Here is a 16,598-nt window from a genome sequence, read left to right as displayed (position 1 = left end):
GGTATAGTATGTCATCTTTCAAAGGCTTAATAATACGTACTGCTGGTTTAGTAATGGGTTCTCTATTGCTAATATTTAGTCTTAATATATTAATGCGACGTTGTACTAAAAAGAGTAATTACATTTCTATAGCTGTAATTTTGTTATTAAGCATTGGAATTACCGCTTTTTTTAAAATATATGGTAGGAATGAAAATTCATTAACATTTATTAATATTAAGATATATGCAATGTTATTAGCTAGTGCTTTAATAATGTTTTGTATTGCTAATTTAGTGTTGAGAAAAGAAAGTAAATGTCATTCCAAATTTAAAGAACAAAGTAAGAAAATTCACTCTTTAAGGGTTGAGATCACTAACTTAGAAATACAACTTAATATTATAAAAAGGGAAATAGAGTGGTATTTTAGTGATTTATGCTCTGATACTAAAATTTGTATTGATATAAAACAAGAATACTTACTTCCAGCTAATAAAAAATTTTATGATATTAGTTTTTTGTGTAAGATAACAAAATTCATTACTTTTGGTGTAGCATTATTGGTATTTTTATATCAGTCTTTTTATAGTTCTCTTAATCAAAAATTTCGATCGGTTGAGTTGCTTATGTATTATACTTTAGTATCATTATTTTTGTTCACATTTGTAATAGACCTGTTAACTATTTATTATATTAAAGAGAATTATAAATCTATTGAAGAAGGTGATAACATTAATATTTTTAATGCTGAATTGCAGATGAAAAAGAAATTGTATAATACTTTGTTAAAAGAAATATCAAAGTATAATAGGGTTACTGTTAGAAACTGGGAAAATGTAAATCATATTTCTGCATTAGAAGATCATAGAGATAAAATACTAAATATTTTAGATAGAATTTAATTTGTATTATTAAGTTTGATTATATAAGCAAGAAGATTTATATTTATAATGCAAATTTCTATGGATAATGTATTTCTATGTGCTTGAAATTTATAATCTAACTTTTTATGAAAATATATAAATATTTGTAAAGTTAGATTTTATGTTTTATTTAAGCAAATAGACTAAAGACATATTATATTGTTAAGTAGTAATCAAGATCAAATTTATGTAAATATTATTAGTGCTGAGGGAATTTAATTGTTATTGATACTTTACTTTTTATCATAATGTATTATATAAATTTGTTGTGATATGTGAATGATATCTGTTTAAATCATTTATGAAGGGAGCTCTTGCATACTTGTAAATTTTTGGTAACGGTTGTATATAAAGATTAAGGAGTGGTGTAGCATTCCTATATAAAATGGCTAGTTAATAGATAAAATATACTTGTGCAACTAGGTATTGCTTTTATAATGTTAATTTGGTGTTGTGCATTATAATATTGAAGGATAGTTATGAGTCACGATGAAAATAAATACTCTGTATTTAAGGCAAAAGTTAAAAGACGGGATTTTTTAGGCTTAACGACTTTATCTATGGTAGGTATTGGGTTGTTTTCATCGGTGTATTCCTTAATAAAATTTTTAAGTCCATCTGCAGAAGTGATAGCGCAGTCTACTGTTGAAGTAAATTTATCAGATATTAAAGAAGGAAAAACTAAAGTTGTAAAATGGCAAGGTAAACCTGTTTTTATACGTAGGCGTACTATACAAGAGATAGAAGAAGCAAAAGCTGTAAAAATAGATAGCTTACGGGATCCGCAGTCTGATCGAGAGCGCACACATCAGGGAAGGGAAGAGTGGTTAGTAATGGTGGGTATTTGTACACATTTAGGGTGTGTTCCTGTGGAAGTAGATGACGGAAAAAAAGGGTGGTATTGTCCTTGTCATGGTTCTAAGTATGATACATCTGGAAGGATTATTAGTGGTCCTGCTCCACTTAATCTTCCTATACCTGATTACTATTTTTCTGGTAAAGACGTTATTGTTATAGGGGCAAAAGGGATTGATGCTGCATAAATAAACATTAAGGTAAGAGGTATTGGTTAATGTCTGGACATGATAATATGAAAAATCCCGAAGGAAAAGGTATTCTGGCTTGGATAGAATATAGGATGCCAGTTGGTGCTTTTTTAAAAGGGTTGGCTTCATATCAGGTTCCTAAAAATCTAAATTATGCATGGAATTTTGGTTCACTTGCTGGTATTGCTTTAATATTGCAAATTATAACAGGGATATTTTTAGCAATGCATTATACACCACACGTTGCACATGCATTTTATAGCGTGGAAAGAATAATGCGAGATGTTAATTATGGTTGGTTAATAAGATATACTCATGCTGTAGGTGCTTCGTTCTTTTTTATAGTTGTATATATACACATATTACGTGGTCTATACTATGGTTCTTATAAAAGTCCTAGAGAGTTAGTGTGGTTTGTTGGAATTTTTATCTTTTTTGCAATGATGGCGACTGCGTTTATGGGATATGTATTACCGTGGGGGCAAATGAGTTTTTGGGGTGCAACTGTAATTACTAACTTGTTTTCTGTTATACCTTTAGTTGGTCAGGATATTGTACAATGGTTATGGGGTGGTTTTTCTGTTGATAATCCTACATTAAATAGATTTTTTGCATTGCATTATTTATTACCTTTTATTATAGTAATGCTTGCTTCATTACATGTTGTAGCATTGCACAGGTTTGGATCAGGTAATCCAAGTGGAATAGAAGTAAAATCTAATAGAGATACTATCCCTATTTATCCTTACTTTATTGTTAAAGACTGTATAACATTTGGTATATTTTTTATATTTTTATTTTTGTTTGTATTTTATATTCCGAATTATTTAGGGCATCCAGATAATTATATTGAAGCTGATCCTATGGTTACGCCTGCTCATATAGTTCCTGAGTGGTACTTTTTGCCTTTTTATGCTATGTTACGTTCTATTCCTAATAAATTATTAGGAGTAGTTACTATGATTAGTTCTATAGCGGTGTGGTTTTTATTACCTGTGTTAGATAGATGTAAAGTTAAAAGTGGTAGTTACCGTCCAATTTTTAGAATTTTTTATTTTGTGTTTATAATAAATTTTTGTTTTTTAACTTGGCTTGGTGGACAAGAAGTTAGAGAACCATTTGTAACACTTAGTAGATTATCTACATTATATTATTTTTCATATTTTTTAATCGTATTGCCTATATTGTCTAAATATGAAAAACCAACTGTAATTCCAAAAACAATAAGCGATACAGTACCGGAGATGAAATAATGATGTTAATGCGGTTTCTTCTTATAGTTTGTTTTATTTACGTGCCATTCATATCTGTAGCAGAAGAGTTTAAACATCTGTCTCCTAAGAAGATTAATTGGAAATTTGATGGTATATTAGGTTCATTTGATAAGCAATCTGTACAGCGTGGTTATCAGGTATATAGAGAGGTGTGTTCATCTTGTCATTCTATGAAGAGAATAGCATTTCGTAATTTACGTGATGTAGGATTTTCTGAAGGCGAGGTAAAAACTATCGCTGCATCGTATCGGGTTATGGATGGTCCAAATGATGTTGGTGAGATGTTTGAACGTCCAGGAATTCAATCAGATTATTTTGTATCTCCTTTTCCTAACAAGGAGGCTGCTGTGGCTGCTAATAGAGGGGCATTTCCACCTGATTTGTCTTTAATAATTAAAGCAAGGCATAATGGTGCCAATTATGTATATTCTTTATTAACTGGTTACGAAAGCCATGAGTCTGATGAAGGTGGATTATATACAAATCCTTATTTTAGTACTGGGAAAATAGCCATGGCTCCGCCACTTTCTGATAATTTAGTTCAATATACAGATGGTACAGATTCTAAAGTGGAAAATATGGCGTATGATGTTGTGAATTTTCTACAATGGGCGGCTGAGCCTGAAATGGAAATGCGTAAAAAACTAGGTATTAAAGTTATTAGCTTTTTATTAATACTTACAGTTTTTGTGATATTTATAAATAAGAGATTGTGGGAAGGTCTTTATAAAAAGTAATTGTGCTTATAACGTTTTCTTATAATCCAGTCTTTTTTTTAGAATCTAACATTATGAGTTGGCATGTTTATTTTTAAATATATGTTAAGTTTGGTGTTATAAATAGAGTAATTTCATTTTAATTTGTATTTTATTTTTAATGTAGAGACATTGAAGCATATCCTTAAGATAAGGTTCTGGTATTGTATAAATCATATTACACTAATTTCTTAGTATATTAAAATTTTATAAAATTTATAAATTCCTTTACATTAGAGTTGCATTATATAAAACATATTTATGTTTAAACATAAATATGTCATATATTTTTATTTTTTAGGATAATCAATACAATTTTACTGTTGATAATACTGTTTAATAGATATATATGATATAACATAATATTATTATTGTTTTAATGGTAATATAATTAGTGTAGTGTGTAACTAATTGGTGTATTTGTGAAAAATCTTTTTCTAATTTCTGCTTTAACCTTTCTATTAATAATGTGTTCTCATAATGCTTTTTCTGATGAAGTATTAGATAGTATTTTTGTAGGTAATCATAATATAAGTAATGCTGAAAATTCATTTTCAGGAATTAATAATAAGGTGGAAGCAAAGGGTGGGCGTATTAAATTTGCTGGCAATATGGTTTCTTATGGTTGGTATTCAGGTGGTAGTAGTAAGAATTCAGAAATAGTTATACGGAATAAGCGTTTTAATATAGATATAGGAGGAAATGTTGATAATATCGGTGCTAAACATGATGGTATGTTGAGTCTTGGAATTGATTCGAAACCAGATAAATATGGAATTATATATGGAGTATATTCTCAAATACATATTCCGCATGTTGCAGGAAAAAGTTTTGGTAATAATGCTGCATTTAATAGGGGATCAAAAATATTTGCTAAGACTCCTTATGGTGATTTTTCAGTTGGATATCAGGAAGGTATAGAATCCATTATAAAATTAAATGCTTTTAGTATAATTGCTGGTGATAATTATAATATATGGGCAAAACATTTAAGGAATATTCTGTATGATATCAAGGGTGCCTCAGGTTATTTTGTATATTGTTTAAATTTTTATTCTGGGTTATATAGTGAAAGTTTTTTTCGTAATAGTGATAACATAGTAACTGGTGTTATTGTTGGAGCTTTTATTAATAATTTGCCATTTAGGTTATCTTACCAATCACAAAATTTTATGGGATTAAGATTCGGAATAAGTTACTCTCCTTTTGGATATGATAGGGAGTTATCTGAAATGTCACAGATAAATTCCAGTAATGTAATTAAACCTTTAAAAGACTATGCTTCACATTTAATTCTTATTGGGCCAAGGTATGTGCATGTTGTTAGTGGTGGTATTTCTTATACTTATGACTTTAAAAATTTTAAATTTAGTACTTCCATTATAGGGGAATATGGTAGAGAAGATGTTTTTTCTGATTCTATGGAACGCTATAACGTATATTTTAAACATCATAAATTAAAAGGAATATCTGTTGGGTGGAATATTGGCTATAAAAGAATAGAGTTTGCAGGATCTTATGGAAATTTAAATGGTTCTGGAATTCCTTATGCTAGATGTACTGCAAATATTCACTGTAGGTCCTATTGGGCATTGTTGAAAGATACTGATTACTATTGGGATATAGGTATTGCTTATAAACATGAGCCTTTAAACTTGAGTCTTATTTACTTTACGAGTAATAGGGGTGGTAATAAGTTAAACGATATAAGCGTGGGAATTGAATATAACATTTTAAGATATAATAGGTTTAAAAATAGCTTGTTTGTTAATTATCATTATTATACTTTCAACCAATTTGAGCATGATTATGGGAATACTAGAAACGGTAAAGGTAGTGTATTGCTGATAGGTACAAAGTTGGAATTTTAAATTTTCATCTTAAAATATATTATTCTATGAAAGCCATAATTTTTTTAATTTTATACTTTAATTAGTGATAAAATATAATAACATGTTCCTTGAATACATAAAATAAAGTTCTATATTTGCTTGTTATTGATATAGCTTTACGTTATTAAAAAATCTGAACGTTTTGGTAGTGTATACTAGGTTATGAATATTCACATAATATATTCTCCAATTAAACTTTATTTATAGACTGTATTAGATGGATGCTATATTGTCTGCTAACTGTATTTGATGATTTATTATTAAATAAAATTTATTGATTAATTAGTTTTATTTATAAATTATGTTATTAATAATATTATTTTCAATTTTAATAGAATTTTACTAAAAGTTGTATGAAATGCTTTGACTTACTATTATTTGTGGATTAACATCCAAGCTTAAGTTAGTATTAGATGGTCTTATTATGAAGTGTACTTTAGTGGCATCTACTTTAGCTTCTTTTCTTATGTTGTATGGTAATGCTTCATTTTCGGTAGATATACTAAGTGATATTAGTATCTCCGATATTAATATAGGGAAAAAACAAGTTGATAGTATTAATGCAAAGGATGTTTTTACAACAAATAGTTTAGAAAATAAAGAGTATAATCGTTCATTGAAAGTAGGTCGGGCTCTAGTAAGCGGGCAAGCTATATCTTATATGTGGTCTTCGTCTGATGAATATAGAGGTCTTTCTGATATATCTGGTGATATGAATGATTGGGGTATGAATTACGATGCTATATTACGTGTAGGAGCTGAAATAAAATCAAATGATTCTGGTGTTAAGTATGGTGTAGATTTTCAGGTATCTATGCCTAATGTTAAAGGAAAAAATTTTGAAAAAAAAGCTGCTTTAAATAGAGGTTCTAGAATATTTGCTTCTACTCCTTATGGTGATTTTTCAGTAGGTTATCAGGAAGGTGTAGAATCTATAATGAAGTTAGATTCTTCTAATGTAATTGCTGGAGATGAGAGTAGTAGTTGGACACAACATGTAAGAGGTGCATTATCTGAAAGAAAAAACGCTTTAGGATACTCAATGTATCCGTTTCTTTTTTCTGCCGGGTTGTATAGTGAAAATATCTTTAGGAATAATGATAATATGGTACGTACTGTAGATAATGATAAGGATTTTATTAATAATCTGCCTTTTAGAATGTCTTATCAATCTCCTAATTTTATGGGATTAAGGTTTGGAGTAAGTTATTCTCCTCTAGGGTATAAGTTTGAGCATTTTGGTAGGGTGCTTGACTTATATACTACTGATATAATTAATGTGATTAATAAAATACCTGAGTTTGACGTAGTAACTCCATCACCTGGTACTGTAGATTTGAGTACATTGATTGAAAAATTAAAGACAGCTAATTTGACAGGTACTTTAACTTTAAAACAAGATAAAGAAAAAGCTTCAAAGCTTAAGGTTAAATTTAAAAACAAAGGCGAAAATACAGAAGATATGACAGAAGACTTTTTGGAGTATATACCATGTGTAGGGAAGATTACTTTATTAGGGCAGGCAGGAGAGGATGAAAAAGGATCTGTATCGGAGCATGATCCAATTAAATTTGGTATTGAAGGAGAGTCTGTAGAAATGGAGATTCCTGCATCTGATATTGAATTAAAAGATTTAACTATTACGTTATCAGATTTAGGAGGTATTAGCCAGTTATCAGTTAAGCAAGATGGTAAAATCTCTATTACACCTAAGAGCGTAGATGATAATAAATCTCAGGTGATTCAATCCCTTAAAAATACAGAAGATGAGGTATTTTTTGGTGCAAAATATGAACATATATTAAGTGCTAGTATAGCTTATAATTATGATTTTAATAATGATCTTAAATCTAGTACTTCTGTTGTAGGTGAATATGCTCGTCCTAGGTTGTATTTTAATGCAAAGAATCACTATGATATTTATGCTGAGAGCCATAATCTACAGGGAATATCTATTGGTTCTATATTGAGTTATAAGAACGTTAATTTTGCTCTTGCTTATGGCTATTTAGGGCAATCCGGTTTTATAAAGCATTATATTGCACATAAAAGCGATACTGAAACGTTATATCCAATGTATGAAAGACCTAGTACTTATTATTGGGATATGGCTTTTGGGTATCAATATAAGTCTTCTTATATTAGTGTTGCATACTTTAAAAGTAATAGGAGTGATAATATATTACAGGATATTAACTTAGGTTTTGAATATAATTTATTAAAAGAACAAAGTAAAATGAAATGTAAGTTATTTGGAAATTATCACCATTATAAGTTTTCAGAGATCTCAATTGTTGATAGTGTTAGTTATGATAATGGTAGACAATATACAGCTCAAGCATCAGGAAAATCAGAAACCAATACTGGAAAGGGCATTATTGTGCAAAGTGTTGTGAAAACTAAAAAGAATGGATCAGGTAATATATTTTTAGTAGGTGCTAAACTAGAGTTTTAAGCACTTATATTATTATATATTATTACATTTATGGAGTTGTCCAACATTTTTAAATATGTACCTAAGTTATAATTGAATAATATTTATATTCTTAAATTTTTATACATATCTATTTGTGTCTGTTATTGAAGACTATAATTGTCTTAATTTCAGAAATTAAGTTTAAGTTTTTTCATAAAGTTTGGATTATTATCTTTTTTATTCTATTCAATATTTATTCTTTTAGTGTTCTTCTTGCTAATTTTAATTAAATTGTATTCTTTGTGTTGTTAGCTTAGTTTTTAATGAAGAAATTTAGATATCATTATACTTTAGTAAAATTTATTAATAATATTACAGATTATTTCTTGACATTACATATTATACTTGATTAAGTATTGTTAATATATTTATTTATTGAATTAATTTTGGTAATTTTTATGAAAGAATTTTCGTTTGCTACTGCTTTTGTTTCTTTTTTGCTTTTGTATAATGTTGATGCTTTTTCAGTAGATGATATAGATGGAAATCATGGAAATCGGAAAAAATCAGTAAACTTTGTAAAAGGTAGTGAGTATGCTAAACAAGAAAACTTGGATCAGTCAACTAAAAATTATCATAAAATTGATCTTGAGGGAAAAATATTATCTTACACTTGGTTTGCAAATAATGTAAAAGCAATGCAAGATCATGGAGTAAGATTAGATGGTGTTTTAAATATAAAATCTATAAATATTAATTCTGATCTTGGAATTTACTATGGTGGTAATTTTCAATTAGCAGTACCTACTATGAAAATTAAGAATTTTATGCCTTCAGTGAAAGCCTATAATAGGGGAGCACAGTTATTTGTTGAATCTCGTTATGGAAATCTATCATTTGGATATCAAGAAGGGGTTGAATCTATAATGAAGGTGGATGCTTCTAGCATAGGGGCTGGGGATAACAGTATTGCTTGGTTGCAATATACGGGGTTATCAGATCTCAATCAGGAGATGCAGTATCAACTATTTCCTGGATTATATAGTGAGAGTATATTTAATAGAAGTAGTGATAATGTTATTTCCATTGAAGATAAGGATTTTATTAATAGCTTACCATTTAGGATATCTTATCAATCTCCAAATTGTATGGGTGTAAGATTTGGTATTAGTTATTCTCCAATAGGTTATGATACTAATTTATTTGAGCGTGTGAGTTCCTATACTATAAAAAATTTAGCATTACCGCCTGTGATAGAGGATATTAAAGCAATTAACACGCCACCAGGACAAACTACTGAGGAAGTATCTACAGTTCTGCTTGGTATATTGAGTAAAGGAAAGGTTAAAAATGTTGATATGGAAGGTATTGTGCCATCTAAAACAGATTTTCTACAAGCACATTATGAAAATATTGTAAGTCTTGGATTATTTTATAATCATTCTTTTAATGATATTGATGTTCAAGCATCTGTTGTAGGAGAGCATGGGTACAGTAATATTGATAAGTCATATGACAAGTATCCATCATCTGTTGAAGAGTTAGCAGCTTTTGCTATTGGTACATCTGTTGCTTATCGTAATGTTATAGTTGCAGGTTCTTATGGATATTTAGGAAGATCTGGTTATATTAATGCTATTCATCCTGTTCCTGCTAACCAAGCTTCTATCTCTGATAGCTGTTATACTTATTATTGGAACATTGGTGCAAAATTTATTTATGATAAAGCTTCAATAAGTACATCTTATTTTAGAAGTAGTAAAGTTAATACTTATTTCTATGATTATAGTGTAGGGGTTGATTATAATTTATCTATAAACAGTAATTATAAAGGGCAATATAAAGTTTTTGGAAATTATCATTATTTTAATATAGAGAATAAAATTTTAAAAGTTTTAGGTAGTGGTAGTGTACTATCATTAGGTGTAAAATATGAATTTTAAAATATTAAATTTTGTTTTTATGTAATGAGAAATTACTATAGTTTACTTGTATGTAGTATGCATTAATTAACTGATGAAATACATACTACTGTCTTTTTTAGAATATAAGTTTATTTTGTTTATAGTTAATATTATTGATGTTTTTTATATGTATATATTGTATATACGAAAGTGTTTTCAATATATCAAAAAGATTAGTAGAGAAATACATGTCATATTATAAAGGGGTTAGAGAAGTAGTATTAGATACTGAAACAACAGGATTAGATGCAGATGGAGGAGATAGAATAATAGAGATAGGATGTGTAGAATTAATAGATCGTGTATTTACTGGTAAAGTATTTCATAAATATATTAATCCTGAACGTGATATCCCTTATTACGCAACAAAAATTCATGGTATTACTATTGATATGCTAAAGGATAAGCCTAGATTTTCAGAGATAACAGATGAATTTTTAGAATTTATTGATAATAGTATATTGGTTGTTCATAATGCTGGTTTTGATATTAAGTTTATTAAGATGGAACTTGATAAAATTCAGAAAAATTATGACTCTGAATTTCAAGTTGTTGATACACTGATTTTAGCCAGAAAAAAATTTCCTGGAGTTTCATCTACTTTAGATGCTTTATGTCGGAGGTTTAATATTTCTCTACAAGATAGGAAATTTCATGGCGCATTGTTAGATGCAACTTTACTAGGGAAAGTATATGTGCAATTAATGGGTGGGTTGCAAAGATCTCTAGATTTTGCTTGTAATAATAACATATCAAATGCTAATAATCTGAATAATAAATATGAGAAGCTTTATATTGAACCACGAACTTACAAAGTAAGCGGAGAAGAGATAGAAAAGCATAAAATGCTGTTAAAAAAAATAAAAAATCCTATTTGGAATAATATATTTTACACAGAAGCCAAGTATCATTAAGTATTGTTTTTACATTTTATAAAAGTCTATTTTAGGAAATTTAAAAAATTTTTGCATAAATTAGAAATATGAATTACGAGAGTTTTTCAAGGAAAATAGGTATTGCTTGATTGAAAGATTTTGATATGTATTGTAAAATATTTTTTTATATAAAAAATAGAGAAGTACTTTGATTTATATCAACTTATCTTGTTGAAATGGTTGAATGTTAGAAAAAAAAGTATATATGTTTTGTTTATGAAAAATGACTAAATCCTTTATTATTTATGGTAATAATGTTTCTATTGTGATCATAAAGTGTTACGTGATGTCCTGGTATTATTTCCCCTATTTTGCTTATTTTTACTTCACTGTTGCAAGATATTTCTTGTATTAAGTGAGAAAATGTAGGATTTATTGTAAATATCAATTCATAATCATCTCCTCCAGACAAAATGTTATTTATATATTGAGGTGTGTTATCTATGATTTCTTTCGCCTCATTTGATAAGGGTATTTTGTCTAAGTATATTGATGCTCCTACTTGAGATGAGTTGCAAATGTGTTCAATGTCTTGTATTAGTCCGTCAGAAATATCTATACATGAAGATGCAATTTTGTTAATATTGATTCCTAAATTAATTCTCGGTTGTGGTAGGTCATATTTATTTTTTAAATTACAGTAATTTTTATTGATAATGTTTTGATATACAAGTAATCCAAGTGCTGCATCTCCAATACTTCCACTAACATAGATAGAATCTCCAATTTTTGCTCCAGATCTTTTTAATACATTGCCATTACTTGTGCCAAATGCTGTAATGCTAATTATAATTTTATCTTGTTTGTGAGATGTTGTATCACCTCCTAATAGTTTTATGTTAAATTTTTCATGTTCTTCTTTTAGGCTATCAGTAAAATTTTTCCACCAATCTTGAGAAATATTATTAGGTAATACTAATCCTAAGCAATAGCCGTAAGGTGTAGCTCCCATAGCTGCAATATCTGATAAGTTTGATCTAATAGCTTTTTTTGCTAATATGTTTGGGTTGCACTGTTTAAAAAAATGTACACCTTCTATAAGTATGTCTTTTGTTACTAGTAATTTTTTGTGTGTACAATTGATAATAGCAGCATCATCTCCTATTAATGAATCATGATCTAGTTTATATATATAATTTCTAATGTATTCAAATTCTTTCATAGTATTCTCTTAAATATGTAGAGGGTGCTTTTTTGTAATAAAATGTATTATTTGTTATAACATATTTGTAGTATTAGAGTTTAGTGTTTTTAAGATTTTAAGTAGATAAAATTCTATTGTTGTAATCTTTAATAATTATTGTTTAAAGGCAATGAAAATATGTTAAGAAAAAAAGTAAAAAATCCTTTTAAGTGTATATTCAAATGTGTATACCATGCAATGGTTGATATGATAAAGCATGATGGTATAGAACATGCAGGCTATCTATCATTTATTATCTTATTATCAATCTTTCCTTTCTTAGTTTTTTTTATGGCATTAATATCAAATGTGGCCCAGTTATTGAATCAATACGATATTAGTATTAATGATAAGTTGATTGTGTTAATAAATGATAATATTCCTCATGAAGTTATCTCAGGGCTTATGCCACGGATTCAAGAAATAATTTCAGGACCTCCTCATAGCTTATTAACATTGGCAGTTATAGGAACAATATGGACTGCTTCATCTGCTGTAGAAGGAATAAGGACTATATTGAATAAAGCATATAGAGTTTCTAGCCCTCCTTCTTATATTTTCCGTAGATTATTAAGTATTTTTCAATTTCTTGTGATTACTGTAACGATAATTATTGCTATGGTATGTATAATTTTGCTTCCTGTTGTTTATAATATGTTGAATAAAGATTTGGGATATTTAAAATATGCTATCAGTGAGTTAGTATTGTTTATATCTATTACTTTATTGTATTTTATTGTTCCAAATATTAAACAAAATTTGATAAATGTAATGCCAGGTGCAATATTAGTTACTTTATTATGGACATGTTCATCTTTTGTTTTTACTTGGTATATAAAAACTTTCCATCAATTGAATATAATATACGGTAGCTTAGCTAGCATTATTGCATCGTTGTTATTTTTCTATATTTTGAGTATATTTTTTATATATGGAGCAGAACTAAACTATAGGCTAAAAAACATGTTCATGTAATACTCAAACTGTTATTTACTTTACTGGAAAAAGCTCATACGGGATTGTACATAAATTTATACAACCCCGTACTTAAAAATATAGATAGAAAATCTTCCAATGGATTAGTAGCATAGCATGTGCTACTTAACCACTATTAGTGTAGTAGCACGTGCATACATATTATACCTCTATCTTATCTTGTTTTTATGAATGCATTAATTAACCTTTAATGATATTTCGACTTTGGATCATCTTCTACCATACTTACTTATTAGGTTGCATTTTCATGAAGCTACTTGCTGAGACGTCTACTTGCACGGCAAACTCTTATCTTCGTGTGATTGGGGGGTTAGTGGTGGTAAGTCTTCGGACTTCTTATCTTGTTGTGCTTGTGTGCCGTGGTTCTTGGCGACAGAAAGATGTGATGTTGGTATAGGATTCTGATTGTTTTGTTGTTCTTGTATTGTAAAATGTTTACTTAGTGCTGATATGCCTATGAGTAATACTGTACTTGTTGCAAAAGCTAAAAAGAATACAAGAAACATACTTGCTGATGCTTTAGGAACACCAGGTATTTTTAGATCTAATGCAAGATTCATTCCAGAAAGTACTGTAAAAATTGTAGCGGATAACGCTACTACAGTAGACAATGCAGCTGCCACATTAAGCGTTACATTTCCTGCATAAGATGGTCTATTATTGTGTATCATAGTTATTGCCTTAAAAATTAATTATTTAATTCAATATTAAATAAAAATTTAATATAAATCAAGAAATATATAAATTTTTATTAAAAATATTAATATATATATATAATGTTTTTAAGCATTATTTTATAATAAACTTATCTTTTTATATGTTTTTGTTGAGTATAAGATAAAGATTCTGCAATATGATCATATGATATAAGATCTTGTAGAGATAAATCAGCGATAGTCCTAGCAACTCTGAGGATTTTTGTGTATTCCCTAGCAGAGATATTTTTCTCTTGTAATACGGATTTGAGAAGTTGTATACCAGATTTATCTGGGATGAAAAATTTTGTTATCATATCTTCTGATATTGTTATATTATTGAAAAGTTTCCCATGACGATTTTTCTGTAATTTTTTGGCAAGGACTACACGTTCTTTTATTGTTTTTGAGCTTTCTATGTTTCTATAATTGTTGTGTGACAGCATATTTATATATGGTACTTCTATGTGTATATCGATTCTATCATTTAATGGACCAGAAATTTTGCTTTGATATTCAATAGCGCATTTAGGAGCTTTAGAACAAGATTTTGATGAATCACCAAAATAGCCGCATCTACAGGGATTCATTGCTGTGATTAATTGAAAATTTGCTGGATATTTTATATGAATATTTGCTCTAGATATGAGGATCTCTTTATTTTCTAATGGTTGTCTTAAAGAGTCTAGTACTGATCTTGCAAATTCTGGTAGCTCATCTAAGAATAATATTCCTTGATGTGCTAGTGTAATTTCTCCTGGTTTTGCATTTTTTCCACCACCTACCATGGCTGCTATAGATAATGAACTATGAGGATCCCGGAAAGGACGCATTACTGATATTGATTTGTTGGATTTTTTTATAATACTTGTTATGCTGTTTATTTCTATTATTTCATCATAAGTTAAATCTGGTAATATTCCGGGCAATCTTTTTGCTAACATTGATTTCCCAGTACCTGGAGGACCTACCATTAATATATTATGACCTCCAGCTGCAGCAATTTCTAAAGCTCTTTTTGCTATAAATTGTCCTTTGATATCCTTCATATCTAAATATTCTGGATTTTCTATGGATAATTTATCGTTTGAAACGGGTATAGGTTCGTTTTTATTAAAATAGTTAATCAATGATATAAGATGTTTAGGGGATAATATTGAGATATCTTTGATTAATGATGCTTCTGCTCCGTTATTGTGTGGACATATTATGCCAATTTTTTGCTTCTGAGCACTTATAGCAGTGGGTAATACTCCTGAAACTGAAATAATTGAACCATCTAAAGATAACTCTCCTAGTGCAATATATGGTAAATCATTAATTTTTGGTATTGTTCCAATAATCATTAATAGTCCTATAGCAATAGGTAAATCATAATGACTCCCTTCTTTGAATAAATCTGCAGGAGATAGATTTATGGTGATTCTTTGTGTTGGTAATGATATATTTATTGAATTTAAAGCAGCTCTAATACGTTCACGAGATTCAGCAATTGCCTTATCTGGTAATCCAACAATATTAAATGCAGGTATACCTTTTGCAACGTGTATTTGTACATCAACATTTATTGTGTTTATTCCGTAAAATGCTATAGTCTTAACTCGTGCTATCATAAGATATTCAACTGATATATTACTATAAATAAAAAACTACTAATTTTTTAATAATTAATTACCGCTCTATATATCTTACTTATTATTGTTTATGTAAAGTAGTTTTTGATATTTGTAGTAAAATATATTTTTTTGAAGCATACAGCTTATTGGTTTGTGTAATGTTATAGTTATGCTTTCTCTGTTAAATATGTTGTGAATATCTTATAAATCCTAATCCTACTAAATATATTTCCGATGAATCCTTTCTGCTTGCTTTTGGCTTGAAGTATTTTACATGCTTAAAATGAGCTTTCATTGATTGGTAGAATTCTTTTTCATATTCTCCTTGTAAGATTTTAGTAATAAATACTCCATTTTCGCGTGCAAACTTTATAGTGATGTCAAGAGATATTTCACATAAATTCATGATATTGGCATGATCAACTTGTTTGTTTCCACAGGCCTTTGGTGCCATATCAGACAATATTACATCGAATTTTTTGTCATGGAACTTAGTATTTAAAAGTTCTATGTCATTAATAATATCACACTGAATGAATACCACATTAGAAATCCTATCCATATTTTGGATATCAACAGCAAATACTGAATTATTATTACTATGTGATACCTTTTGAGCTGCAACTTGAGACCACCCTCCAGGGGATGACCCGAGGTCTAATACGTATTGTCCTTTTCTTAATATAGAAAACTTATTGTCTATTTCTATCAACTTAAATGCAGACCTAGACCTGTAACCATGTTTTTTTGCTAGCAAAACATAAGGATCATTTAGTTGTCTATGCAACCACCGTGTAGAGGAAACCTTACGTCCTTTAGCAGTTTTTACAATAGTAGATATATGACTTACATTTATTATATTAAAGTAATATGATAAATTATTTTTGCTTAATGACAAGAATTATTTTATTGATATAATCTATA

The 16,598-nt window shown here is 28.6% G+C and carries 13 protein-coding genes; 9 read left to right on the top strand and 4 right to left on the bottom strand.

Annotation, left to right across the window (positions count from 1 at the left end):
* Positions 1-8: 8 nt before the first annotated feature.
* The 8 genes from MR76_RS02555 to dnaQ all read left to right on the top strand — a co-directional run bounded on the left by MR76_RS02555 (position 9) and on the right by dnaQ (position 11,163).
* Positions 9-881, top strand: coding sequence for a hypothetical protein (locus tag MR76_RS02555; protein WP_024072134.1), 873 nt, complete (start codon positions 9-11; stop codon positions 879-881).
* A 500-nt stretch (positions 882-1,381) separates the two neighbouring features.
* The gene (gene petA, locus MR76_RS02550) at positions 1,382-1,945 is read left to right on the top strand and encodes a ubiquinol-cytochrome c reductase iron-sulfur subunit (protein WP_024072133.1); all 564 of its coding nucleotides are present in this window, start codon (positions 1,382-1,384) and stop codon (positions 1,943-1,945) included.
* A gap of 29 nt (positions 1,946-1,974) precedes the next feature.
* Complete coding sequence (locus tag MR76_RS02545) at positions 1,975-3,201, top strand: cytochrome b/b6 (protein WP_024072132.1); 1,227 nt, start codon at positions 1,975-1,977, stop codon at positions 3,199-3,201.
* A gap of 2 nt (positions 3,202-3,203) precedes the next feature.
* On the top strand, positions 3,204-3,959 hold the full coding sequence (locus MR76_RS02540) for a cytochrome c1 (protein ID WP_024072131.1): 756 nt from the start codon (positions 3,204-3,206) through the stop codon (positions 3,957-3,959).
* A gap of 440 nt (positions 3,960-4,399) precedes the next feature.
* Complete coding sequence (locus MR76_RS02535) at positions 4,400-5,848, top strand: porin (protein ID WP_024072130.1); 1,449 nt, start codon at positions 4,400-4,402, stop codon at positions 5,846-5,848.
* Between the two features lie 445 nt (positions 5,849-6,293).
* Positions 6,294-8,324 (top strand): ECH_0525 family surface protein Esp73, encoded by a 2,031-nt coding sequence (locus MR76_RS02530; protein WP_024072129.1) that lies wholly within the window; start codon positions 6,294-6,296, stop codon positions 8,322-8,324.
* Positions 8,325-8,743: 419 nt separating this feature from the next.
* Complete coding sequence (locus MR76_RS02525; protein WP_024072128.1) at positions 8,744-10,228, top strand: hypothetical protein; 1,485 nt, start codon at positions 8,744-8,746, stop codon at positions 10,226-10,228.
* Positions 10,229-10,437: 209 nt separating this feature from the next.
* Positions 10,438-11,163, top strand: coding sequence for a DNA polymerase III subunit epsilon (gene dnaQ / locus MR76_RS02520; protein WP_024072127.1), 726 nt, complete (start codon positions 10,438-10,440; stop codon positions 11,161-11,163).
* A 235-nt stretch (positions 11,164-11,398) separates the two neighbouring features.
* Here the strand turns inward: dnaQ and thiL are convergent, their stop codons facing one another.
* On the bottom strand, positions 11,399-12,346 hold the full coding sequence (gene thiL, locus MR76_RS02515) for a thiamine-phosphate kinase (protein WP_024072126.1): 948 nt from the start codon (positions 12,344-12,346) through the stop codon (positions 11,399-11,401).
* A gap of 159 nt (positions 12,347-12,505) precedes the next feature.
* Between thiL and MR76_RS02510 the strand changes: the two genes are divergently transcribed.
* Positions 12,506-13,342 (top strand): YihY/virulence factor BrkB family protein, encoded by an 837-nt coding sequence (locus MR76_RS02510; RefSeq protein ID WP_024072125.1) that lies wholly within the window; start codon positions 12,506-12,508, stop codon positions 13,340-13,342.
* A 290-nt stretch (positions 13,343-13,632) separates the two neighbouring features.
* Here the strand turns inward: MR76_RS02510 and MR76_RS04650 are convergent, their stop codons facing one another.
* From MR76_RS04650 to MR76_RS02495, 3 genes are all read right to left on the bottom strand, one after another.
* The gene (locus MR76_RS04650; RefSeq protein WP_024072124.1) at positions 13,633-14,034 is read right to left on the bottom strand and encodes a hypothetical protein; all 402 of its coding nucleotides are present in this window, start codon (positions 14,032-14,034) and stop codon (positions 13,633-13,635) included.
* A gap of 134 nt (positions 14,035-14,168) precedes the next feature.
* The gene (locus MR76_RS02500; protein ID WP_024072123.1) at positions 14,169-15,671 is read right to left on the bottom strand and encodes a YifB family Mg chelatase-like AAA ATPase; all 1,503 of its coding nucleotides are present in this window, start codon (positions 15,669-15,671) and stop codon (positions 14,169-14,171) included.
* 184 nt (positions 15,672-15,855) lie between these two features.
* Entirely contained in the window at positions 15,856-16,431 is a 576-nt protein-coding gene (locus MR76_RS02495; RefSeq protein WP_044171614.1) for an RlmE family RNA methyltransferase, read from the bottom strand.
* Positions 16,432-16,598: the final 167 nt, after the last annotated feature.

The sequence above is a fragment of the Ehrlichia muris AS145 genome (genome assembly GCF_000508225.1).
Taxonomy (GTDB): Bacteria; Pseudomonadota; Alphaproteobacteria; order Rickettsiales; family Anaplasmataceae; genus Ehrlichia; species Ehrlichia muris.
Note: the sequence above shows the minus strand (reverse complement) of the source record. Positions and strands in the feature narration are given on the sequence as shown.